A 21,887-nucleotide genomic window follows, 5' to 3' on the forward strand; every position below is an offset into this window, starting at 1 on the left:
ACCATCCCGCTGTCCGCTGCAGCACAAGCCTGTGCACGTATCCGTCAACTGGATATCGCACCGGTAGTTGCCGAAGCGGTTCGCCGCATCAGCAACGAAGAATCGATCAGCGCGATGTTCCGCTAAGGGCCCTGCCCTTCTCGAAATGTCTCGTTGACGAAAAGCGCCCCGCCCCGGCATTCCTGTCGGGGCGGGGCTTTTTTGCCCATACCGTGTTTGGCGCTGGTCGCAAACGCCGCTCGGTCATGGCTATTTTGGAGATACAAAATGAACGATTTTACCCTGAATGCTGAAGTGCGTTCCGACCTGGGGAAAGGTGCGAGCCGCCGCCTGCGTCGTCTCGCCGCTCTGGTTCCAGCTGTAGTTTACGGTGGCGAAAAAGCCCCTGAATCCATCAGCATGCTGGCCAAAGAAGTTGCCAAACTGCTCGAAAACGACGCGGCTTACAGCCACATCATCGAGCTGAACGTTGGTGGCACCAAGCAGAACGTCATCATCAAAGCTCTGCAACGTCACCCGTCCAAAGGCCACGTTCTGCACGCTGACTTCGTACGCGTTGTAGCAGGTCAGAAACTGACCGCTATCGTGCCTGTGCACTTTGTTGGTGAAGAAGCTCCGATCAAGAAAGGCGGCGAAATCTCGCACGTTGTTTCGGAAATCGAAGTGACCTGCCTGCCGAAAGACCTGCCTGAGTTCATCGAAGTCGACCTGTCGGCTCTGGAAATCGGCGCAATCGTTCACCTGTCCGACCTTAAAGCCCCTAAAGGCGTTGAGTTCGTTGCACTGGCTCACGGTGACGACAAAGCTGTTGCAAACGTACACGCTCCACGTGTTGCTCCAGAAGCTACCGAAGAAGGCGCAGCAGAGTAATTCACTCTGTAACGCCGGAGTGATCAAGTAACATCGCGGACTGGAACGTAGCGAGAAAGCGGGCGAGAACGCGGAGTTTACATCTATGGTAAATGAGCTTTTTTCGTCCACTTTCGCCGCTCTCCCTGATTGCGGCGATGTTATCCACCACTCCAAGGAAGGGCCCCTATCGTGACTGCCATCAAACTGATCGTTGGCCTGGGAAATCCAGGCGCTGAATACGAACAGACCCGGCATAACGCAGGGGCCCTTTTTGTTGAGCGCATCGCAGCCGCACAAGGTGTGAACCTTGTCGCCGATCGCAAATATTTCGGCCTGACCGGGCGCTACTCGCATCAGGGTCAGGATGTTCGCCTGCTGATTCCCACCACCTACATGAACCGCAGCGGCCAGGCCGTAGCGGCACTCGCCGGTTTCTTCCGCATCACGCCTGAAGAAATCCTGGTGGCGCACGACGAACTCGATCTGCCTCCCGGCGTCGCCAAGCTCAAGCAGGGCGGCGGCCATGGCGGTCACAACGGGTTGCGCGACATCATCGCGCAACTGGGCAATCAGAATACTTTCTACCGTCTGCGGCTTGGCATCGGCCACCCGGGCGTCGCCAGTATGGTTTCAAATTTCGTCCTGGGTGGTGCGCCACGCTCCGTAGAGGAAATTCTCGATGCCAGCATCGACTTTGCCCTCGGCGTGCTGCCGGATATCCTCGCCGGTGAATGGAACCGTGCGATGAAATACCTTCACAGCCATAATGCCTGACTCTTATCCGAGGGGAAACACCATGGGATTCAATTGCGGCATCGTCGGCCTGCCTAACGTCGGCAAGTCCACACTGTTCAACGCCCTGACCAAATCCGGGATCGCGGCCGAGAACTTCCCCTTCTGCACGATCGAGCCGAACAGCGGCATCGTGCCGATGCCCGATGCACGTCTGGACGCACTGGCGGCCATCGTCAATCCCAAGCGCATCCTGCCGACCACCATGGAATTCGTCGACATCGCTGGTCTGGTTGCCGGCGCCTCGAAAGGTGAAGGTCTGGGCAACAAGTTCCTCGCCAACATCCGCGAAACAGACGCCATCGCTCACGTGGTGCGCTGCTTCGAAGACGAAAACGTGATCCACGTTTCCAACAGTGTCGACCCGAAACGCGACATCGAAATCATCGACCTGGAATTGATCTTCGCCGACCTCGACAGCTGCGAGAAGCAACTGCAGAAAGTCGCGCGCAATGCCAAGGGCGGAGACAAGGACGCCGTCGTTCAGAAGGCTCTGCTGGAGCAACTGATCGCTCACTTCACCGAAGGCAAGCCTGCGCGCAGCCTGATGAAGTCCATGAGCACCGACGAAAAAGCGGTGATCAAAGGCTTCCACCTGCTGACCACTAAGCCGGTCATGTACATCGCCAACGTCGCTGAAGACGGTTTCGAGAACAACCCACTGCTCGACGTGGTCATGGCCATCGCCGAAGAAGAAGGCGCCATCGTTGTTCCGGTCTGCAACAAGATCGAAGCAGAAATCGCAGAGCTCGACGACGGCGAAGAGAAGGACATGTTCCTTGAGGCCTTGGGCCTGGAAGAGCCTGGCCTGAACCGCGTAATCCGCGCCGGCTACGAAATGCTGCACTTGCAGACCTACTTCACTGCTGGCGTCGAAGAAGTCCGCGCCTGGACCGTCAAAGTCGGTGCCACCGCACCTCAGGCTGCTGGCGTGATCCACACCGACTTCGAAAAAGGCTTCATCCGCGCCGAAGTGATCGCCTACAACGACTTCATCCAATACAAGGGCGAAGCCGGCACCAAAGAGGCCGGTAAATGGCGTCTGGAAGGCAAAGACTACATCGTTAAAGACGGCGACGTGATGCACTTCCGTTTCAACGTGTAAAGTCTGCACCCATGAAAAAGCCGCGTTTGATACGCGGCTTTTTTGTGCCTGAAATTTATGGCTGTACGCAGTTCTCCTGTAGGAGTTTTGCTGAATCAGGCCTTTCTGGTCCTCGGCAAGAAGATCGCCAACATCCCAAATAACGGCAAGAACGAGCACAGGAAATACACGTATTCGATCCCGTGCACATCCGCCAGATGCCCAAGCAACGCCGCACCAATCCCGCCAAAACCAAACATCAAACCAAAGAAGATCCCGGCAATCATCCCGACATTGCCCGGCACCAGTTCCTGCGCGTACACCACAATCGCCGAGAACGCCGAGGCGAGGATGAAGCCGATTATCACGCTGAGCACGCTGGTCCAGAACAGATCAACGTGAGGCATCAGCAGCGTAAACGGTGCCACCCCAAGAATCGAAAACCAGATCACAGCCTTACGCCCGATCTTGTCGCCAATCGGCCCGCCGAAGAACGTGCCCGCCGCCACAGCACCAAGGAACAGGAACAGGTGCAGCTGCGAACTGGCCACCGACAGGTCAAACTTCTCGATCAGGTAGAACGTGAAGTAGCTGGTGAGGCTGGCCATGTAGAAATACTTGGAAAACACCAACAGCCCCAGCACTACCAGCGCACTGGTCACCCTGCCCTTCGACAAACCATGAGTGGCCGCCTGGCCTGCCTTGAGCTTGAACAGATTCAAGTGATGGGCGTACCAGCGACTGATGCGGTACAGCACAAACAGCGCAAACACCGCGAACAAGCCGAACCACGCCACATTGCCTTGGCCGAACGGAATAATGATCGCTGCCGCCAGCAATGGGCCGAACGCGGAACCGGCATTACCGCCGACCTGGAACGTTGACTGCGCCAGACCAAACCGTCCGCCCGAAGCCAGCCGCGCAATCCGCGATGCTTCCGGGTGGAAGGTCGAGGAGCCGATGCCGATCAGCGCCGCTGCCAGCAGAATCATTGGAAAACTACCGACCATCGACATCATCACGATGCCAACCAGCGTACAAATGGAACCCGCCGGCAACAGCCACGGTTTCGGGTGCCGATCGGTGTGATAACCAACCCACGGCTGTAACAGCGAAGCGGTCAGCTGGAAGGTCAGAGTAATCAGCCCGATCTGGGTGAAGGTCAGGCCGTAGCTCGCCTTCAGCATCGGGTAGATCGACGGCAACACCGACTGGATCAGGTCATTGATCAGGTGCGCCAGCGCGACTGCGCCGATGATGCGCATCACCAATGGACTGCTTTGGGGGGGAGCGGACGCCGAGGCAGCGGCAGTGTGAACGTTGCTGATATCCATGGAAGTTTCCGAACAGCAGATGGGTGCACGCAGGCAGGTCCGTCAATGTGCCATTTTTCGGTGCGCCAAGGCTATCCCCTTAGCCAGCTAACTAACTGACTGTTCGTCATCAATCCGGTGATAGCGCAACGCCATGGTCTGAATCTTGCCTTGCTTCTCCCCTTGAACGCGGTCGCCTTACAAAGGTGATCGACAATGGGAAGTTTCGCTACAGAGTTCGCCTACAGAGCGGACAAGAGTGAACTTTCGAGGCCTTTTAGCAGGGCACAACATCAACGTCGACCGACCGCGATGCACGCCATTGGTGCGTGGTGTCCAGAGGAGTCATGGGGCATGCAGGCTTTCCTTTCACCGGGGATCAAGTTGCTGGGGCGGTTTGGCTTCGCACGTAAATTCCAGTTGTTGTTTCTGCTATTCATTCTGCCGTTGGCCGGCAGCCTGTTGATGATCGGCCAGGACTATCGCGACAAACTCAATCTGATTTCCGGCGAACGTGCCGGTGTGCGTCAGTTGCTCGCGCTGGATGCACTCGACAACCTGCTCGCCGCCCAACGCGACCGCGCCGCCCGCTGGCGTGCCACGGAAACCAATCGTCAGCCGACTCCCGCCACGCTCGCCGCCATGGCTGCGTTCGATGGCGTGCAGCCCGCAGTTCTGCAAGCCACTACTGACCTGGGCAATGCACTGACTAACGAGGGCGCCGAAGGCGAAACCCTCACCCGCTATCAATCGCTGCAAACCGCGCTCGGTGGCCTCGACTCGAAAAGCCTCAGCAGCGTCGGCTGGTGGCCGGACGGTTACGACCGCTTCACCAACGCCCTCAGCGCCCTGCAAGCGCTGCGCGAGCAAATCGTCATGGACAATCGCCTGACCTTGGCGCCATGGCTGGAAACCTATCTGCTGACGCAGATTTCCACGCAGCATGCACCGGACCTGATCGAACGGGTCGGGCGCCTCGCGGCGGTCGGGCAGGCGTCGGTGGTGTCCGGTCAGTTCACTTTGCAAAGTCGCTTGCAGTTGCGCGATCTGCGCAGCCGCATCGGCGATGCCCGCGAGCAACTGGTGAAAACCGCGGGTTTGCTTGAAGCGCGTCTTCCCGCCGGCCTGCAATCCTGGGCCAGCCAATACCACGACAGTCTCAGAAACCTGGACAGCGGCCTCAAGGTGCTGGATGAAGGCGTGTTCGGTGGCAGCATCAATCTCAAGCCGGAAGACTTCGAGCGCAGCCTTGATGCGTTGCTGACTGACCTCGCCACTCTGCGCCAGCAATCACTGATGTCGCTGGATCAGCGCCTCGAAGACCATCACGGTTCAGCGGTTCGACAACTGATCATCGTCGCGGCGGTGTTCGGCTGTCTGCTGCTGGCGGCGCTGTACTTGTTCATCTGCCTGCAAGCCTCGATCCGCCGCAGCGCCAGCGGCATCACCGTACTCGCCGAAGCCCTGCGCGACGGCAATCTGAGTCTACAAGTACCGGTTGTGGGACACGACGAACTGGCGGCAATCAGCACCGCACTCAACGTCGCCGTGGTGCAATTGCGCACCAGCATGATCGGCGTCGATCACGAGACCTCGCAACTGAGCAACGCGGTACGCAGCCTCAACGATCATTCCAGCGGCGCCCTCAGCGAAGTCGAAGCACAGCAATTGCAGATCAGCCAGATCGCCGCAGCCGCCACACAACTGGCGGCGACGTCCCAAGGCGTGGCGCAAAGCTGCGAACAAGCCTCTGGCAGCGCCCAGCACACCCGACGCATCGCCGCCGACAGCAGCCGCGACAGTCAGCGCACCACGGCGAGCATTCAACAACTCAACCAACGCTTGAACGAAACCGCTGCGGCGCTGGGTCGGGTCAGCGCGCAAGGGCAGCAGATTCAATTGGTGGTCGACACCATTCGCGGTGTGGCCGAGCAGACCAACCTGCTCGCGCTCAACGCGGCCATTGAGGCCGCACGCGCCGGGGAACAGGGGCGCGGTTTCGCCGTAGTCGCCGATGAAGTGCGCAGCCTGTCGCAACGCACGCAATCGTCCACCGCGCAGATCGCCGGCACCGTCGACAGCCTGCGCGCCACGGTCAACGAAGCCGTGAGCCTGATGGAAGCCGCCTGCGGCCAGGCGCAAACGGACGCTGAAGCGGTGACCGGGCTGGGCGAACGCCTGGGGGAAATTGCCAGCGCGGTGCAGAGCGTCACGGACACCCTCGCGCAGATCGCCACGGCCGTTGAAGAGCAAGCGAGCACCGCCGACGAGGTCAGCAGCAATATCCAGCAAGTCGATCAGGCAGCGGTGCGATTGCTCGAAGGGGCACGGGCGGTGAATCTGGCGGCGGACACCTTGAGTCAGGGCAGTCATGCCTTGAGTGCCAACACCGCTAGATTTCAGCTGCGTTGATGCCCTGCCCGGCCCCGATTTTCGGGGCCGGAGGATAAGCGGTTGAAAATAAGAAGAAATATTTTAAATTTACGCTTGACGACTTTCCATTTCAGGGGAATAATGCGCGCCACTTGGCTACATAGCTCAGTTGGTTAGAGCATAGCATTCATAATGCTGGGGTCCGGGGTTCAAGTCCCTGTGTAGCCACCAAGTACTAAAAACGGCTTACCGAAAGGTAGGCCGTTTTTTTATGCCTGAAGAAAAGTCCCGGCAATCTCCTATTCCGCCAGGCGAAGAAAGCACCGTAGGAAACGGATTCGATCCAGGTACGAATTGGATTCTTCGTAAATCCAGGCGCGTGAAATTCAACCCATCGGTTTGCCCGAACTCCCCATTGACCGACAAGCTTCCCTGGCTCGATTCAAAGCCATACAGGGAGTTGTCATGGCTCGATTCAAATCTTTCTTCGATGAAGATTGGCCTTGGGAACGTCCGAGCGGGAACGGCTCATGGGCTGCTTGGAATCCGCCCCCCGCGCCAGAGCCGATGTACATCGAAAAGGACGAATGGCCAACGCCCAAGCCCCGTGAAGATCTGGTGTTTGCCAAGTCCTGCACGGCGGGTAACTGGTGCCGAACGGATGCGGGCACCGCACCGGAACCCGCCTCGAACTTCGGCAAGATCATGGTCGCGGGCGCCATGCTCTTGCCCTCTGCCAGCACCGCCGTAGCGACGGCGATTGGTGCCGATCTGGCCTTGGGGCGCTTGGCCGGCGGTGGAATTCTGCAGCAACGCCTCAACTGGGCCATACGTGGCGCAGGCGGGCCAGCCAGCGTGTTCATCCTCGGGATGCTCCCGACCAAGATGAGCGACGGCACGCTACACACCGACGAACAGCTACGCACAATGAGCCGCGCCACTACTCGCGTACGTTTCCAGTTCCGGCGTGATGCCGAAGGGGTCATGCAGGTTTACGGCATCCACACCGGCGCTTCGGGCGATGACTCGGTGCGCACCGTCAAAGTCGAGTGGAACAAAGACAAGACCGCCATGGAGGCGAAGCTCAACGGCATTACGATTCTATGGACGCCGCAACGCGGGCCACTGGGATCGATGCCGCCGCTGATCCACCCAGATCACGGCGAGCTGAACACGATCCTGGTTCACCCGATTCCCGAGAACACTGATACCCAGATAGAAGGCCTGCCCGGCGAGGACATTACTGCCGAGGATTGTATTCTGGTGTTTCCGGCAGAGACCGGGCTGAAGTCGCTGTATGTGGTGTTTTCGAGGCCTGCCAGACTGACGCCGGGTACGGTGACGGGGATTGGTGAAGATGTTTCTGGAATATGGCTCATCGGAGCAAGTTCGGGGATGGGAGTTCCAATTCCAACGGACGTGGCAGACTCACTGCGGGGACAAGAATTCAAAAGCTTCGACTCGTTCAGATCATCCCTTTGGAAAGCAGTTTCGGAGTCAGCCGCGGCGGATCAGTTCGTCAAACAGAGCATTGGTCGTATGCGCAAAGGTAAAGCACCACGTGTGCGCAAAGCCGATAGAGTCGGGGGCAGAACGTCTTACGAACTTCATCACATCGAAAAAGTATCTGAGGGCGGGGGGGTCTACGACGTAGATAATCTGCGAGTGAACACGCCCCGAAACCACATCGATATCCACCGGAACGAATAGCTAAGCCATGACAGACAAGTTACTGAAAAACAGCATTTCGGAGTACACCGAGACCGAGTTCGAAGCGCTGCTGGAAGAACTCGCTAGAGAAGATGAAGAAGCCGAAAACGATGATCGCGCTGACTTGCTGCTGTTGCACTTCGAGAAAATCAGCGAACACCCAGCTGGGGCGGACCTGATCTATTACCCTGAGCCTGGTGCGGACAGCTCCCCCAAGGGCGTAATGCAAATTGTAAAAGACTGGCGTGCAGCACAGGGTTTGCCAGGGTTCAAAGGTGTTTAAGAACTCGACGAACCAGATGGCTCGCACGACTTAGACTTTCGCAAACAACTGCTGGCCAGCATGCTCGTTGATTTGCGCATCCAGCAACGCATCGGCGCGCTGCCGCCGAGGGCCATTCAGGTCGGTGCACGCATAGACTTCATACAGCGCGGCATAAGCGCGGTTATCCGAAAACGCCCTGGTGAAATCCAAGTGATTGCGGTTGAGGTCAATGTTGCCTTCGTTGACCCGACGTAACCACGCCGTGCCCCACGGAATGGTTTTTATGCCTTGAACGGTAGAAATGCGCGCTCATCGATTGCCCGAAACCCTACAGAAAATTTGCCAAGGCATGAAGGAGAAACACACCGGCGGTTTGCGTCCCACACGGTCGGTCGATAAAGTCCCTCAGACTTTTAATCCACGGACGGAGAGCCCGCGTGTTTTCAGCCTTGCCCTTGAGCCGCTTTCGCCTGCCTGCCCTGACGCTGATCATCAGCGCCCTGACCCTCACCGCGTGCAACGCCCCGCCCTCCTCGACCCTGCCGCTGGCACCGGAAGCCGCCTCCGGTTATCGCACCGATCTGCAAACCCGTCACGCCAGCAAACACATGGCGGCGGCTGCCAATCCGCTGGCCGCTGAAGCAGGTCGGGAGATCCTGCGTCAGGGCGGTTCGGCGATTGATGCAGCGATTGCGATGCAAGCGGTACTGACGCTGGTGGAGCCGCAATCTTCCGGCATCGGTGGCGGTGCGATGATTGTGTTGTGGGACGGCAAACAGGTGCGCACCTACGACGGTCGCGAAACCGCGCCGGCCGGCGCTACCGAGAAACTATTCCTGCAAGCAGACGGCAAACCTATGCCGTTCCCGCAAGCGCAAATCGGTGGTCGTTCTGTAGGCACACCGGGCGTATTGCGCGCACTGGAGATGGCGCATAAACAGCACGGTCGTCTGCCTTGGGCCAAACTGTTCGAACCGGCGATCAAACTGGCCGAGCAAGGCTTCGCGATCTCCCCGCGTCTACACTCGTTGCTGGCATCCGATCCGGTGATTCGCCGCTCGCCGGACATGGCCGCTTACTTCCTAAATGGCGATGGCAGCGTCAAAGCCGTCGGCACCCGCTTGCAGAATCCAGCCCTGGCCGCCGTGCTCAAACGTATCGCCAGCGAAGGCGCCGATGCGCTGTACACAGGCCCGATCGCCGAGGAGATCGTCGCCAAGGTGCAGGGCCACGCCAACCCAGGCAGCCTGTCGTTGAACGATCTTCAGGGTTACAAAGCCAAAGAGCGCGCGCCGCTGTGCACTGACTACAAACGCTGGCAGGTCTGCGGCATGCCACCACCGTCCTCAGGCGGGATCGCCGTGGCGCAGATTCTTGGCACCTTGCAGGCACTGGAAAATCGCGATCCGCGCCTCGCGCTGGCACCGCTTAAACCACTGAAGACTGACAAACCCGCCGGCATCGAACCGGCGCCGCAAGCCGTGCACCTCATCGCCGAGGCGGAACGCCTGGCTTACGCCGACCGTGCGCAATACGTCGCCGATACCGACTTCGTGCCGGTGCCGGTCAAAGGCCTGGTCGAACCGGGCTATCTCGCCAGTCGCGCCAGCCTGATCGGCGAACGCAGCATGGGCAGCGCCAAACCGGGCACGCCGCCGGGCGTGCAAGTGGCTTATGCGCCGGATCGCTCGCCACTGCGCATTTCCACCTCGCAAGTGGTCGCGGTGGATGACCTCGGCGGCGCCGTGTCGATGACCACCACCATCGAAGCCGCCTTCGGCTCGCACCTGATGGTTCAGGGCTTTTTGCTGAATAACCAGATGACCGACTTCTCGTTCATCCCTGAAGAGAACGGCCAGAAAGTCGCCAACCGCATCGAACCCGGCAAACGTCCGCGCTCGTCGATGGCCCCGACGCTGATCTTCGATCGCAACAGCGGCGAATTCCTCGCTGGTGTCGGCTCGCCGGGTGGATCGCAGATCATCGAATACGTGGCCAAAACCACCATCGGCCTGCTCGACTGGAACCTCGACCCGCAAAGCGCCATCAGCCTCCCCAACTTCGGCAGCCGCAACGGCCCGACCGAACTGGAAAAAGGCCAGTTCAGCCCGGCACTCATTCAGGCATTGAAAGACAAGGGTCACACCGTCAACGAAATCGACATGACCAGCGGCACCCAGGCCATCGTGCGCGTCAAGTATGCGCAGGGGAAAGCCTCTCTGGAGGGCGGAGCGGATCCGCGACGTGAGGGAGAAGCGCTCGGGGATTGAGGATTACGCAGTAAACGGAAAAGGCCTACCGGGTGGTAGGCCTTCTTTATGCGCGGAGATCGAGTTTGTTTGCCGATCACACTCAGCGATTAGCCACCAAATGCGCGCCGAACAGCAGATAGCAACCACCGGCCAGCCGATCCAGCCATTGGCGTGAGCGCCCATAAACGCCGGCAACCCGGCGGCTGGCGAAGAACAGCGCCACGCTGCAATACCAACTGAACGACAGCGTGGCCATGGTCATTACCGCCAGCGCCAGCAATAACGGCGGCACGTGGGCCGGCATGGCGGTGGCGAAGATTGTCGCCACGAACAGCGCTGATTTTGGGTTGGTCATGTTGCCGAGAAAACCACGGCTATAAACGCCGAGATAGGTTTGTTTCGAACCAACCGGCGCACCTTGCGCTACCGCAGCCTTGCGCTTGAACTGCTTGAGTCCGAGATAAATGAGATAGCAACCGCCGGCTATCTTGAATCCCAGATACAACGTCGGTGCAGCGCTGAACAGCGTCTTGATGCCCAAGCCGCCGGCCAGTCCCCACAGCACCGTTCCGGTCGCCACACCCAGCGCAGCCACTACGCCATGGCGACGAGACTGACTGGCCGCGAGCTGGGCGATGTTGAAAAAATTCGGGCCGGGCGTGATGACAGCTACCGTCCACAGCAACGCCAGCGACAGCAACGGAGCGAGAAAGCTCGCGAGGGAAAGGTCCATGGGGCATGTGCCTGATTGGTTCGACAATGTCCCTACCTTGCAACATCTGCTAAAGGTTTGCCATCAACCAAATTCAAACCGCCAGCGTCTTGCCGTCCACCGGGTCGCCAATCGTCAGGAAGTGTCCGCCGGCCACATGGTGCAAGGTGCGCAGGCCGTCGTACCCGTCGAAATGCCAACGCCCTTCGCTGAACACCCGTTCATCGGCATGGGCGGCGATGACTTCGGCGAGGAACAGGTCGTACTGCTCGTGATTGCGCGGCTCCGGCAGCAAGCGGCATTCGAGCCAGGCGACGCAACCGTCGAGCAACGGCGCATCGATCAGGTCACCCGTGAAGGTCTGCAAGCCATAGGCCTGAAACTTGTCCTGCCCGTGGCTTTGAGTGATCTCCAGACCCGAAGTCGAACCGACGGTTTGCACGATATCAGCCTGATTGACGCAAGGAACGTTGAGCACGAAGGTGCCGGACGCCTCGAGCAACTGCCTCGTCCAGGTGGATTTGTCGAGTACGACGGCAACTTTCGGCGGTTCGAAATCCAGCGGCATTGCCCACGCTGCGGCCATGATGTTGCGCTGGCCGTCATGGGCGGCGCTGACCAGTACGGTCGGGCCGTGATTGAGCAAACGGTAGGCTTTGTTCAGGGGGACCGGGCGGCGGTGGGAATCGCTCATGGGGATCTGCTCCGGGGAAAAGGAACAGATTGTAGCGCCAGCCGTTGGAGAAACGCAGACCCTGTGGGAGCGAGCTTGCTCGCGAAAGCGGTGTATCAGTCAACGCAAGGGTTGAACGTCAAACCGCCTTCGCGAGCAAGCTCGCTCCCACAGGGGGGAAAGAGTCAGCGCAGATCAGTTGGACAGTTGATTGGCAAACTGACCCACCGCGTTCACGACTTTCTGGGCGCCGTCCTGAATCTCGACGATTACCGTGCCCGCCTCGGCCGCCAGCGCCAGCCCTTGTTCGGCCTGGAGTTTGCCGTCGGTCATCAGGGCCACGGCGTTGCGGGCCATTTCCTGGTTCTGTCGTACCACCACGACGATTTCATCGGTCGCCTGGCTGGTGCGCGATGCCAATTGCCGCACTTCGTCGGCTACCACGGCAAAGCCACGGCCCTGCTCGCCGGCACGGGCCGCTTCGATCGCGGCGTTGAGCGCCAGCAGGTTGGTCTGTTCGGCGATGCCGCTGATGGTTTTGACGATGGTGCCGATCACCAGCGACTGCTCGTTCAGTGCTTCAATGCCCTCACCGGCGGCCTGCATGTGCCGCGACAAATCGCGCATCACGTTGACCGCTTCAGTCACCACCGCAGTGCCGCGCTGCGCGGTGCTGTCGGTTTGTTGCGAGGTGCTGTAGGCAATGCTGGCCGCGTCGGCAACGGCTTGTTCGCGGTTGACCTGATCGGTGATCACCGTGGCGAACTTCACCACTTTGTACAATTTGTTGTTGGCATCGACCACCGGGTTGTAGGACGCCTCCAGCCAGACTGTACGACCATGGCTGTCGACACGCTTGAAGCGGTCAGCCACGAATTCACCGTTGTTCAAGCGACGCCAGAAGTTCTGGTACTCGGCGCTGTTGTACTCATCAGGTGTGCAGAACTGGCGGTGATGTTTACCCTTGATCTGCGCCAGGCTGTAACCCATGCCGCTTAGAAAGCGCTCGTTGGCGTTCAGCACGTTACCGTTCAAATCAAACTCGATCACCGCGGTGGAACGCACCAGTGCGCCGATAAGGTTTTCGTGCTCGCGGGAAGCTTCAATCGTGCGGGTCAGGTCGCTGGAGAAGATCGAGATGTGCTTGATCCGCCCATCCGAAGAACGTACCGGCTGCACGATCGAGCGCAACCAGGCCTCGTTACCGTTGCCACGCAAAAGACGCACGGCACCGGCGAAATGTTCGCCGCGAGTCATGGCGTTCTTGAAGCGCTGATGGAATTCGTCGGATTTCACGTGGACTGGCACGATGTCATCAATAGCCCGGCCAATCAGGTCCTGGCTCTTGTAGAACATCTCGTTGAGAAAGTTCTGGTTGACCGACTGAATCCGTCCGTCCGGCTCAAGGGTCAGCACCAGCATCTCGCTTTCCAGGCTTTCCTTCACCTGTAGCAAGCTGGAGAGTTCTTCACGAAGAGTGGCCAGCTCTTGCTTCAGGCGTTTGTTGAACATGGCAGGGTACCGATGGGCAGGGTAGAAAGCGGCATACAACCTAACCATCGGCTCTGGAACACTTTTCTGAAGAGCGTTTGCGACCGGTCAGTCAAAAATAGTTTCGACGCCGGGCATCAAGTAGTTCCGGCAACCTGACATGGCCCCGTACGCGGCACCCGCGAACCGAAATACGCCGCACTCAGAACACCCACCGCGCCCATTACCGCGCAGAAGATTACGCAGATCCATGGGCTCCATGGCATCAGACCGATCAGCAACAACGGCGTGATACTCGCCCAAGCGGCGTAGGCAATGTTGTAAGTGAAGGAAATACCGGAGACCCGAATACGCGCCGGGAACAACCCGACCATCACCGACGGCACTGCCCCCACAACGCCACAGCCAAGACCGGCCACGGCATACGCAAGGCCAAGCCAATGGCTACCCATGATCAAAAAGCCGTAAAGCACGCCAATGCCCAGCGGCAGCAGCAGGCTATAAAGCATGACCGTGCGCCAGGCACCGATGCGATCAACCAGCAAACCGGCGATCACGCAGCCGATGTTGAGGAAGACGATGCCCAAGGCACTGAGCGCGAAAGTGTGGCTGGCGGTCATGCCGAAGGTTTTCTGCATCATAGTCGGGGTGATGACCACGAACACCACCACCGCCGACGTCAGCACGCAGGTCAGCAACATGGCCGGCAGCATCGCCAGACGATGTTCGCGCAGCACCGTGCGCAACGGCAGTTCGACCCGTGCTTCACGCTGGGCTTGCATCGCCATGAACACCGGGGTTTCGCTCAACCAGCGACGCAAATAGACACCAATCACGCCGAACACGCCGCCCAGCAGGAATGGATAGCGCCAGGCGTAATCAAGAATTTCCGCCGGGGTGAAGACTTGTGCGAGGAACGTTGCAGTCAGCGCGCCGATCAGATAACCGAAGGTCAAACCAGCCTGCAAAAAGCCCAAGGCATAACCGCGATGACCGCTCGGTGCGTGCTCGGCGACGAATACCCAGGCGCTCGGCACTTCACCGCCAACGGCCGCGCCCTGAAGGATGCGCAGCGCCAACAACAGCAGCGGTGCGAAATAACCGATTTGGGCGTACGTCGGCATGATCCCGATCAGCAGGCACGGCAGCGCCATCATCAGAATGCTCAGGCTGAAGACCTTTTTGCGGCCCATCCGGTCGGCGAAATGCGCCATCAGAATCCCGCCCAGCGGCCGCGCCAGATAACCAGTGACAAAAATCCCGAAGCTTTGCAGCAGACGCAGCCACTCGGGCATTTCCGGCGGGAAGAACAACTGGCTGAGGGTCAGGGCGAAGAATACGAAGATGATGAAATCGTAGATTTCCAGCGCCCCGCCAAGGGCCGCAAGGCCGAGCGTCTTGTAGTCGGAGCGGCTGAACGGCGCAGGTTTGGCCGTGTTTTGGGCAGTCATGGCAAAGAACTCTGGCAGGCAAAAAACCAAGGCGCCCATGGTCTACGCAAATGAACAGATGGACAACCCGTTAGACCATAGTCCCGGTTTTGCAAAACCTGCTCACAAAACAGCTTGGCTTGAATTATTGTTGAGGCCAGTCCAGAGGGTTCGACCCGGGCGCCAACTAACCATGTGAACACCTGTGGGAGCGAGCTTGCTCGCTCCCACAGTAATGGTGAAGTGCCTGGAATTGGGCGCCTTGCGGACCCAAAACAACCATAAAAATCCGAGGTACTCCCGTGGCCGTTGATATCGAAGATAGCCGCTCTGCGCGCTTTGCCCTGCGCTGCTCAAGTTTTGCCGAACGCTGGTTTCCCGACTCCTGGGTATTCGCGGCGCTGGCCGTCATCATCGTTGCACTGGCCACAATGGCCATGGGCGCCAAACCCACCGCCGCTGCCATGGCGTTCGGCGACGGGTTCTGGAGCCTGATCCCGTTCACCATGCAAATGGCTTTTGTGGTGATCGGCGGCTACGTGGTCGCCAGTTCTCCGCCCGCCGTGAAGCTGATTGACCGCTTGGCGCGCATCCCGAAAAACGGTCGCTCGGCCGTGGCCTGGGTCGCGCTGATCTCGATGGTCGCCTCGTTGCTGAACTGGGGCCTGTCGCTGGTATTCGGTGGTTTGCTGGTACGCGCCCTCGCCCGCCGCACCGATCTGAAAATGGATTACCGCGCTGCCGGCGCCGCCGCCTATCTGGGCCTTGGCGCGGTGTGGGCACTGGGTCTGTCGTCGTCGGCCGCGCAGTTGCAGGCCAACCCTGGCAGCCTGCCGCCGTCGATCCTGTCGATCACTGGCGTTATTCCGTTCACCGAAACCATTTTCCTCTGGCAGTCCGGCGTGATGCTGCTGGCGCTGATCGTGGTTTCGATCATCATCGCCTACGCCACCGCCCCCGGCCCGAACTCTGCGCGCAGCGCCGAGGCCTGCGGGATCGACCCGGCCTTCAACCTGCCGCCGCTGCAACCGCGCACCCGGCCCGGCGAATGGCTGGAACACAGTCCGCTGCTGATCATCGTGCTGGTGCTACTGGCGGCGGGATGGCTGTTCCATGAGTTCTCGACCAAACCTGCGATTACCGCGATTTCCGGACTGAACACCTACAACTTCCTGTTCATCATGCTCGGCGCATTGCTGCACTGGCGCCCGCGCAGCTTCCTCGATGCGGTCGCCCGCGCGGTGCCCACCACCACCGGCGTGCTGATCCAGTTTCCGCTGTACGGCTCGATCGCCGCGCTGATGACCACCGTCAAAGGCGCCGATGCACAAACCCTGGCCCACCACATCTCAACGTTCTTCGTTAGCATTGCCTCGCACGACACCTATGCGCTGCTGATGGGCGTGTACTCGGCGATTCTCGGTTTCTTCATCCCGTCCGGCGGCGGCAAGTGGATCATCGAAGCGCCGTACGTCATGCAAGTCGCCAACGACCTGCAATACCACCTCGGCTGGGCGGTGCAGATCTACAACGCGGCGGAAGCCTTGCCGAACCTGATCAACCCGTTCTACATGCTACCGCTGCTAGGCGTGCTCGGCTTGAAGGCTCGGGACCTGATCGGCTTCTCGTTCGTGCAATTACTGGTGCACACGCCGCTGGTGCTGCTGTTGCTGTGGGCGCTGGGGACAACACTGGCGTATACGCCGCCGGTGATGCCGTAACTTGACGCAATTGCACCTGCCTCGCAGCAGGTGCAATCAGTTTTGAGTGGCAGGGAGGACTTTCAAGAGTTCAGGCAATGATGATCAAGCTCATGATGACCGCTTGCTGCGTACGCTTGTCGTCGACGAACTCTTCCTTGCTGAGGCCTTCGACAAAGATCAGCGCATCACTGGCGGCCAGGTGCATGTGCTCAAGATAATCGTCGAGTCGGTTCTCAGTCATACGGGACGTGCCTGATCAAGGACCTGCTGACGAAACTTCAGCGGCAGGTCTCCCGGCGTGAGCAGATCAACAGTTACGCCGAGCAAATCTTCCAGTTCAACCTGAAGGCCGCCGAGGTCAAACAAAGTGGCGCCGGGCAGCGGGTCGACCAACAGATCCAGATCACTTCCATCAATATCAGTCCCCAATACTGCCGAACCAAATACGCGGGGGTTAGCCACACGGAATCGGCCAACCACTTCTCGGATGGCGGATCGTTGCAGCTCAAGTGCAGTGGAAGGCTTCATTCTTCACCAACGCAAGATTCGGTTTGTCAGCAGTCTAGCTGAAAGTGCCGCGCGAAGGCCCTCCATGGAAAAACATGGCAGCGATCACTTGAAGCCGGTAACTCCGGTGGCATTGACCAATGCCCCGCATTTACAGGTGAGCCTGGCCTCTGCTCGCCATTAAAATTTGCCAGTTAGCACTTCTCCGGACAACAGCGCTGATCCAATATGAGGCGCCCCAGAATCGGGGTAACCACGCTGAAAAGGATCTGAGCATGTTCAAACTCGCAGGACTTACCCTCGCCGCGCTGACACTGAGCGCCGCCGCCCACGCCGATGTGGACCTGAAGCTGGGCAGCACCGAGCGCGTCACACGTCTCTTCGCCTACCCCAACAACTGCAGCGTGATCTGCTTTCGCAACTGGACGCTGGAGCAGACCGTCACGCATTACCTGACCCAGAGCGTGCAGCGCGACGGCTATGCCAATGCGAAGGTTCTGGTGAAAACCGATAACGACCAGCTCTATGTCGAAATCAGCGGCGTGCCACAGGGCTACGAAAAACCGTTGTCGGCACTGCTGGACGCGGGCGATCTGGCCTACAGCGGCGCCAGCAAGCTCAACGCCGATGGCAAATGGGCGTATAGCTGGTATCTGTTCCTGCCGTTGGGCATGGCCCTGGAAAATCGTAAAAGCGTCGAGTTGTTGCACTTTCCGCCGGATTACTCGCTAACCCAGGCTCAGGATTATCTGCGCTCCAATACCACTGACCGCTGGGCAACGCTGTTGACGGTCAATGGCATCCCCGCCAATCAGACCCCGGCCTATCAGACCATCATCGACATCGCACCGATCGCCGCGCCGTCTAACGCCGGCAGTGACCTGGAAGGCGTCTATGACTACTTCAAGGACTATCAGACCACGCTGGTCAAGCAGTTCAGCCAGACCGCCAGCGGCCAGACGCTGCCGATGGTGGCGTTCGGTGCACCGGTCCGCAACTGGATCAAGCAGCAATACGGGCCGACCGTGAACGTCCTCGGCCTGGCGACCATCAGCCCAAGCGCAGGGGTGAACGTGCCGGTGCTGGGTTCGAACCATCCCAGTTACATCTGGTACGCCGCCGACGCCAAGAGCTATACCGGCGACGATGCGCAAGCCAAGGCTGACGCGGCAGGCCTGAAGGTTATGGGTCAGGATTTGAGCGCCGCCTGCTGGCAGGCCAACATGGGTAGCAAACCGGGCAGCGATGCGCAGACCACTCTCAGTAGCTGCACGCTGACCTGGCAAGTCACGCAAAAGGTCAAAACCTGCGAGTTGTTCTACACCTCGATTCGCAGCCTGACCCCGGAACAAGCCGCCACCAAGTGCGCCACCCCACCAGTCAAGGCTCAACTGCAACAGCTCAAAGCCCCTTTGCCAGCAGCCGCTGTCCCCGCCCCACATCTGTAACCGCGCCAATGGCTTTCCCGTGTCAGCCATGACTGACGCGGGAAAGCGTGTATTTCGCCTGTCAGATCTGACAGTAGACCGTCTATACCTATTAAGACTAGATTGGATCCAAAGAAATAGTGCCGCTGTGCTGACAGGACGTCAGCTAAAGGAAGTCGCGCCCTCCTTGCGACAAGGACTGTTATGAATACCCATGCGATTGCTGGATCTGTTCCCCGCGATACCGAAGGCATTTACCCCTTCGCCGGCCTGCCGGTGCGCCTTGGGTTTCCGTCCTGCGCCGACTTCGAAGTCATTCACGATGAGCACGGGACCCCAACAGGGGTCGTAGCACGTCGGGAGTTTCTGCGCACCAGCCGGATGTGCAGAGTGTCGGGACAGTTGCTGCCCTATCGTTGTCGACAGACCCGACAGTTGTTGAATGGCGTCCACGTCTACGACCCACGCTTTTGCGGAGCGCTCGAACACGCCTGCGACCCGAACGTGTTTCTCGACATGAGCGAACTGTGGCTGTGGGCATTGAAAGATATCCACAGGAGTGAGCGGCTGACCATGGATTACGCCGCCACCGAAGACAAACTGCTGCACCAGTTTGCCTGCGGTTGCGGTTCTGCGCGTTGCCGTGGGTGGATCACCGGTTACAACGAACCGCCGAGCATCGAGGGCCAGCACTTTTTACAGCGCTGGCGTCGGCAAGATTCTCGCTGATCCCCGCGGACAACCTTTGGGCTACGGCGCCCCGACAGGACGCAAGCGATACTGCGGCGGCAATTGCTCGAAACCGCTGATGGTCGCGTTCAGGCTTTTCCAGCGGCCATCCTTGATGCCGTAAATGCAACCGTGGATCGACAGGCTCTGCCCGCGATGCCAGGCGTTTTGCACAATGCTGGTGTGGCCGACGTTGGCCACTTGCTGGATCACGTTGAGCTCGCACATGCGATCGACCCGCTCTTCTTCGGTCGGCAGCTTGGCCAGTTCGTCACGCTTGTCGTAATAGAGGTCACGGATCGAGCGCAGCCAGCCGTCGATCAGACCGAGCTGACGATCCTGCATCGACGCCCGCACACCGCCACAGCCGTAGTGGCCGGTGACCAGAATGTGTTTGACCTTGAGCACATCGACCGCGTACTGGATCACCGACAGGCAATTGAGGTCGGTGTGCAGCACCACGTTGGCGACATTGCGGTGTACGAACAAATCGCCCGGCAACATGCCGACGATTTCGTTGGCCGGCACCCGTGCGTCGGAACAGCCAATCCACAGGTATTCAGGGGTTTGCTGACGCGCCAGCTTGGCGAAGAAATCCGGGTCTTCCTTGGTGATCGCGTCAGCCCAACGCTCGTTGTTATCAATCAGGTCTTGTAAGTCGTGCATGCTGTAAGGCCTCAAGAAAGATGCGCTGCTTTGACAGACGACCGTCGGTCGGGGTCACGCCAGAACCGCAAGTGATTTCATTGGAATTCTCGTGTGCCCGGTGAGTCCACCTAAGTAAGGCCCACACTATGAGGATTTGCCATGACTGATTCACGACGCCCTTACGATGCGGTGCAACCGGAGCCCATCGATGATAACGAAGATCGCATGGGTTCGATGCACGAGCTGGATTTCGACGACGAACAGCCCAGCGCGAAGATCGGCGATGAACTGTCGGTGCAGGAACGTGAACAACTGATGCCCGAGGAGCGCGTACGTGAAGCGGGCCTTACTGGCGCATCGACTGCCGACCATGAGCCAACCGACGATGATATGAGCCCCGAAACCCTGATTCATGAGGATGGCGCCAGAGACGCCAGCGAATCCGGTGAAGACAATCCGGCGGATTGGGATTTGAGCGTGGTCGATGAAGACGATATCGGCGGCGGCAATGGCCTGGATGAAGCAGAGCTGGCGCGGCGTGAACCGCTGGATGGTAATCGCTGATTGGTTTCCTGACAAAACGTCATCGCGGGCAAGCCCGCTCCCACAGGGATCTGAGTCGTGCCCAGATTATGTATACGGCAAAAAAACTGTGGGAGCGGGCTTGCCCGCGATGCTTTTGTGGCTCAATCCACTAGGGTGCAGGCCATGACCACCGCATCTTCGCGCCCACCAACAGCCGGATAATAATCCCGACGCCGGCCAATCTCATTGAAGCCATAACGCTCATACAAACGGAACGCCGACTGGTTGCTGTCACGCACCTCCAGGAAACACTCGCGCGCCTGGGCGGCATACGCCCGCGACATCAGATGCTCCAGCAACGTCAGCCCCAGCCCACGCCCCTGATTCTCCGGTTTGACCGTGATGTTGAGCAGGTGCGCCTCATCCAGAATGATCTGCACCACGCCGTGACCGACCTGCTGCTGACCTTCGAACATCAACCAGATCTGGTATTTGCCGAGGCCGTCGAGAAAAATCCCGCGGGTCCACGGGTGGCTGTACGCGGCGAATTCAATCTTCAGCACAGCGTCCATGTCCGCCTCGGTCATCGGGCGGAACGTTACAGCGTCACTCATTCGATTCTTTCCAGCGCGCCATCAGCCGACGCATGGCTTGCCACACAGCGGCTTTGCGCTGTGGCTCTTCCATTAACAATTCCAGACCGGGAATGGCCCAGGCCGAGCCCAGACCTTCGATCTGCAATTCACGATTGAACGCTTCAGCGTCCGATTCACCGGCAAAACGCACCGCTGGCAGGCCGATCAGCCACAGGCAGGCGCACGGCGCCGCTTCCATTTGTACCGAGAGAAAACCTTGCACGAAGTCGCGCGCAGCTTCCGGGCCCTGATCCATGGTGCCGCGATTCAACCACGGCCAGCGCACGGGCTCGCCGACAATTTGCGGCGCATCCGGCAGACCGGCGGCGCGCAGCATGTCTTTAAGCAGCAAATAGGCGGGATCGCGGCTCTGGAAGGGTTCACCTGTGGGTAACTCCACCAGCAGCAGGCAACGCCCGGCGCGCAGCAGTTGCAGGGCGAAACGCGGTGGTGGCACCGGTGCCGGTTTGGCGACCACGGGAGTTTCGTCGACCTCTTCCACCGGTTTGGCACCGGTTCGGGTGCTCGCCAGTGAGGGGCGCGGCACTTCGATTTTTGGTCGTTCGACCGGACGCGCGGCAGGCTGCACCGGGGCTTCGGCTTGCGGAGCCAGCGTCACCGGAGCCTCAACCTCAGGCTCGGGCATGTCCAGCAGCTCGGGCCGCGAAGGGGCGGCGAAGGGCAATTCGGTGCGCGGCAGCCAATTGACCACCTGCATGGCGTTCAAATAGGCGCGGCGGCGGGACTCGATAAGCAAAGGTCGGCC

20 protein-coding genes, 1 tRNA gene and 4 pseudogenes are annotated in these 21,887 nt (G+C 59.5%); 13 read left to right on the top strand and 12 right to left on the bottom strand.

Annotated elements, in window-relative coordinates; all coding sequences use genetic code 11:
- From ACIQVE_RS25020 to ychF, 4 genes and pseudogenes are all read left to right on the top strand, one after another.
- Positions 1-126: pseudogene (locus tag ACIQVE_RS25020) on the top strand (ribose-phosphate pyrophosphokinase); the annotation flags it as partial.
- 141 nt (positions 127-267) lie between these two features.
- The gene (locus ACIQVE_RS25025; protein ID WP_402813579.1) at positions 268-870 is read left to right on the top strand and encodes a 50S ribosomal protein L25/general stress protein Ctc; all 603 of its coding nucleotides are present in this window, start codon (positions 268-270) and stop codon (positions 868-870) included.
- Between the two features lie 171 nt (positions 871-1,041).
- Positions 1,042-1,626 carry an aminoacyl-tRNA hydrolase gene (gene pth, locus ACIQVE_RS25030; RefSeq protein WP_402813581.1) on the top strand — a complete coding sequence of 195 codons (585 nt, stop codon included), beginning with the start codon at positions 1,042-1,044 and terminating at the stop codon, positions 1,624-1,626.
- A gap of 22 nt (positions 1,627-1,648) precedes the next feature.
- On the top strand, positions 1,649-2,749 hold the full coding sequence (ychF, locus tag ACIQVE_RS25035) for a redox-regulated ATPase YchF (RefSeq protein WP_402813583.1): 1,101 nt from the start codon (positions 1,649-1,651) through the stop codon (positions 2,747-2,749).
- A gap of 95 nt (positions 2,750-2,844) precedes the next feature.
- On the opposite strand, the gene ACIQVE_RS25040 is transcribed toward ychF, so the two are convergent.
- Positions 2,845-4,062, bottom strand: coding sequence for an MFS transporter (locus tag ACIQVE_RS25040; RefSeq protein WP_402813586.1), 1,218 nt, complete (start codon positions 4,060-4,062; stop codon positions 2,845-2,847).
- A gap of 333 nt (positions 4,063-4,395) precedes the next feature.
- On the opposite strand from ACIQVE_RS25040, the gene ACIQVE_RS25045 reads away from it, so the two are divergent.
- From ACIQVE_RS25045 to ACIQVE_RS25060, 4 genes are all read left to right on the top strand, one after another.
- The gene (locus ACIQVE_RS25045; protein WP_402813589.1) at positions 4,396-6,453 is read left to right on the top strand and encodes a methyl-accepting chemotaxis protein; all 2,058 of its coding nucleotides are present in this window, start codon (positions 4,396-4,398) and stop codon (positions 6,451-6,453) included.
- Positions 6,454-6,568: 115 nt separating this feature from the next.
- Positions 6,569-6,645 (top strand) — tRNA-Met (locus ACIQVE_RS25050).
- A gap of 234 nt (positions 6,646-6,879) precedes the next feature.
- Complete coding sequence (locus ACIQVE_RS25055; RefSeq protein WP_402813592.1) at positions 6,880-8,124, top strand: S-type pyocin domain-containing protein; 1,245 nt, start codon at positions 6,880-6,882, stop codon at positions 8,122-8,124.
- A gap of 7 nt (positions 8,125-8,131) precedes the next feature.
- A complete protein-coding gene (locus tag ACIQVE_RS25060; protein ID WP_402813595.1) occupies positions 8,132-8,407 on the top strand; it encodes a bacteriocin immunity protein in 276 nt (91 codons plus the stop codon).
- A gap of 43 nt (positions 8,408-8,450) precedes the next feature.
- On the opposite strand, the pseudogene ACIQVE_RS25065 reads toward ACIQVE_RS25060, so the two are convergent.
- A pseudogene (locus tag ACIQVE_RS25065) lies at positions 8,451-8,662 on the bottom strand (DUF2817 domain-containing protein); the annotation flags it as partial.
- Between the two features lie 164 nt (positions 8,663-8,826).
- Between ACIQVE_RS25065 and ggt the strand changes: the two are divergent.
- Complete coding sequence (ggt, locus tag ACIQVE_RS25070) at positions 8,827-10,659, top strand: gamma-glutamyltransferase (protein ID WP_402813597.1); 1,833 nt, start codon at positions 8,827-8,829, stop codon at positions 10,657-10,659.
- A gap of 82 nt (positions 10,660-10,741) precedes the next feature.
- On the opposite strand, the gene ACIQVE_RS25075 is transcribed toward ggt, so the two are convergent.
- The 5 genes and pseudogenes from ACIQVE_RS25075 to ACIQVE_RS25095 form a co-directional block, all read right to left on the bottom strand.
- Entirely contained in the window at positions 10,742-11,374 is a 633-nt protein-coding gene (locus ACIQVE_RS25075; protein ID WP_402813599.1) for a LysE family translocator, read from the bottom strand.
- A gap of 73 nt (positions 11,375-11,447) precedes the next feature.
- Positions 11,448-12,047, bottom strand: coding sequence for a flavin reductase family protein (locus ACIQVE_RS25080; protein WP_402813602.1), 600 nt, complete (start codon positions 12,045-12,047; stop codon positions 11,448-11,450).
- Positions 12,048-12,221: 174 nt separating this feature from the next.
- Positions 12,222-12,782, bottom strand: coding sequence for a methyl-accepting chemotaxis protein (locus ACIQVE_RS25085; protein WP_402813634.1), 561 nt, complete (start codon positions 12,780-12,782; stop codon positions 12,222-12,224).
- Positions 12,762-13,586 (bottom strand): annotated as a pseudogene (locus tag ACIQVE_RS25090) (PAS domain-containing protein); the annotation flags it as partial. The pseudogene ACIQVE_RS25090 and the gene ACIQVE_RS25085, both read right to left, overlap by 21 nt.
- 68 nt (positions 13,587-13,654) lie before the next feature.
- Positions 13,655-14,968 carry an MFS transporter gene (locus tag ACIQVE_RS25095; RefSeq protein WP_402813605.1) on the bottom strand — a complete coding sequence of 438 codons (1,314 nt, stop codon included), beginning with the start codon at positions 14,966-14,968 and terminating at the stop codon, positions 13,655-13,657.
- Positions 14,969-15,249: 281 nt separating this feature from the next.
- Here ACIQVE_RS25095 and ACIQVE_RS25100 point away from each other — a divergent pair, with 281 nt between their 5' ends.
- Positions 15,250-16,668: a short-chain fatty acid transporter gene (locus ACIQVE_RS25100; protein WP_042561066.1), complete on the top strand. Its 1,419-nt coding sequence runs from the start codon at positions 15,250-15,252 to the stop codon at positions 16,666-16,668.
- Between the two features lie 76 nt (positions 16,669-16,744).
- On the opposite strand, the pseudogene ACIQVE_RS25105 reads toward ACIQVE_RS25100, so the two are convergent.
- Together ACIQVE_RS25105 and ACIQVE_RS25110 are read right to left on the bottom strand one after the other, a co-directional pair.
- Positions 16,745-16,891 (bottom strand): annotated as a pseudogene (locus tag ACIQVE_RS25105) (DUF86 domain-containing protein); the annotation flags it as partial.
- Positions 16,888-17,178, bottom strand: coding sequence for a nucleotidyltransferase family protein (locus tag ACIQVE_RS25110; RefSeq protein ID WP_402813606.1), 291 nt, complete (start codon positions 17,176-17,178; stop codon positions 16,888-16,890). The pseudogene ACIQVE_RS25105 and the gene ACIQVE_RS25110, both read right to left, overlap by 4 nt.
- Before the next feature lie 254 nt (positions 17,179-17,432).
- On the opposite strand from ACIQVE_RS25110, the gene ACIQVE_RS25115 reads away from it, so the two are divergent.
- Positions 17,433-18,605, top strand: a complete 1,173-nt coding sequence (locus tag ACIQVE_RS25115; protein ID WP_402813608.1) for a hypothetical protein — start codon at positions 17,433-17,435, stop codon at positions 18,603-18,605.
- 183 nt (positions 18,606-18,788) lie between these two features.
- Positions 18,789-19,313 (top strand): lysine methyltransferase, encoded by a 525-nt coding sequence (locus ACIQVE_RS25120; protein WP_402813610.1) that lies wholly within the window; start codon positions 18,789-18,791, stop codon positions 19,311-19,313.
- A 21-nt stretch (positions 19,314-19,334) separates the two neighbouring features.
- Here ACIQVE_RS25120 and can read toward each other — a convergent pair whose 3' ends face one another.
- Positions 19,335-19,979: a carbonate dehydratase gene (gene can, locus ACIQVE_RS25125; protein ID WP_042561069.1), complete on the bottom strand. Its 645-nt coding sequence runs from the start codon at positions 19,977-19,979 to the stop codon at positions 19,335-19,337.
- 141 nt (positions 19,980-20,120) lie between these two features.
- On the opposite strand from can, the gene ACIQVE_RS25130 reads away from it, so the two are divergent.
- The gene (locus ACIQVE_RS25130) at positions 20,121-20,525 is read left to right on the top strand and encodes a serine kinase/phosphatase (RefSeq protein ID WP_402813612.1); all 405 of its coding nucleotides are present in this window, start codon (positions 20,121-20,123) and stop codon (positions 20,523-20,525) included.
- A gap of 122 nt (positions 20,526-20,647) precedes the next feature.
- Here ACIQVE_RS25130 and rimI read toward each other — a convergent pair whose 3' ends face one another.
- Together rimI and ACIQVE_RS25140 are read right to left on the bottom strand one after the other, a co-directional pair.
- Positions 20,648-21,100 carry a ribosomal protein S18-alanine N-acetyltransferase gene (rimI, locus tag ACIQVE_RS25135; RefSeq protein WP_402813614.1) on the bottom strand — a complete coding sequence of 151 codons (453 nt, stop codon included), beginning with the start codon at positions 21,098-21,100 and terminating at the stop codon, positions 20,648-20,650.
- Positions 21,093-21,839 carry an energy transducer TonB gene (locus ACIQVE_RS25140; protein ID WP_402813637.1) on the bottom strand — a complete coding sequence of 249 codons (747 nt, stop codon included), beginning with the start codon at positions 21,837-21,839 and terminating at the stop codon, positions 21,093-21,095. The genes rimI and ACIQVE_RS25140 overlap by 8 nt, the downstream gene beginning before the upstream one ends.
- Positions 21,840-21,887: the final 48 nt, after the last annotated feature.

The sequence above is a fragment of the Pseudomonas sp. NPDC098747 genome (assembly GCF_044760045.1).
Classification (GTDB): Bacteria; Pseudomonadota; Gammaproteobacteria; order Pseudomonadales; family Pseudomonadaceae; genus Aquipseudomonas.

Coding starts and splice junctions, on each gene's coding strand:
- ACIQVE_RS25115 (WP_402813608.1), top strand. CDS start 17,433: ATGTTCAAACTCGCAGGACTTACCCTCGCCGCGCTGACACTGAGCGCC.
- ACIQVE_RS25140 (WP_402813637.1), bottom strand. CDS start 21,839: ATGCAGGTGGTCAATTGGCTGCCGCGCACCGAATTGCCCTTCGCCGCC.
- ACIQVE_RS25040 (WP_402813586.1), bottom strand. CDS start 4,062: ATGGATATCAGCAACGTTCACACTGCCGCTGCCTCGGCGTCCGCTCCC.
- ACIQVE_RS25130 (WP_402813612.1), top strand. CDS start 20,121: ATGACTGATTCACGACGCCCTTACGATGCGGTGCAACCGGAGCCCATC.
- rimI (WP_402813614.1), bottom strand. CDS start 21,100: ATGAGTGACGCTGTAACGTTCCGCCCGATGACCGAGGCGGACATGGAC.
- ACIQVE_RS25080 (WP_402813602.1), bottom strand. CDS start 12,047: ATGAGCGATTCCCACCGCCGCCCGGTCCCCCTGAACAAAGCCTACCGT.
- ACIQVE_RS25075 (WP_402813599.1), bottom strand. CDS start 11,374: ATGGACCTTTCCCTCGCGAGCTTTCTCGCTCCGTTGCTGTCGCTGGCG.
- ACIQVE_RS25120 (WP_402813610.1), top strand. CDS start 18,789: ATGAATACCCATGCGATTGCTGGATCTGTTCCCCGCGATACCGAAGGC.
- ACIQVE_RS25095 (WP_402813605.1), bottom strand. CDS start 14,968: ATGACTGCCCAAAACACGGCCAAACCTGCGCCGTTCAGCCGCTCCGAC.
- ACIQVE_RS25045 (WP_402813589.1), top strand. CDS start 4,396: ATGCAGGCTTTCCTTTCACCGGGGATCAAGTTGCTGGGGCGGTTTGGC.
- ACIQVE_RS25055 (WP_402813592.1), top strand. CDS start 6,880: ATGGCTCGATTCAAATCTTTCTTCGATGAAGATTGGCCTTGGGAACGT.
- ACIQVE_RS25060 (WP_402813595.1), top strand. CDS start 8,132: ATGACAGACAAGTTACTGAAAAACAGCATTTCGGAGTACACCGAGACC.
- ychF (WP_402813583.1), top strand. CDS start 1,649: ATGGGATTCAATTGCGGCATCGTCGGCCTGCCTAACGTCGGCAAGTCC.
- can (WP_042561069.1), bottom strand. CDS start 19,979: ATGCACGACTTACAAGACCTGATTGATAACAACGAGCGTTGGGCTGAC.
- ACIQVE_RS25110 (WP_402813606.1), bottom strand. CDS start 17,178: ATGAAGCCTTCCACTGCACTTGAGCTGCAACGATCCGCCATCCGAGAA.
- ACIQVE_RS25025 (WP_402813579.1), top strand. CDS start 268: ATGAACGATTTTACCCTGAATGCTGAAGTGCGTTCCGACCTGGGGAAA.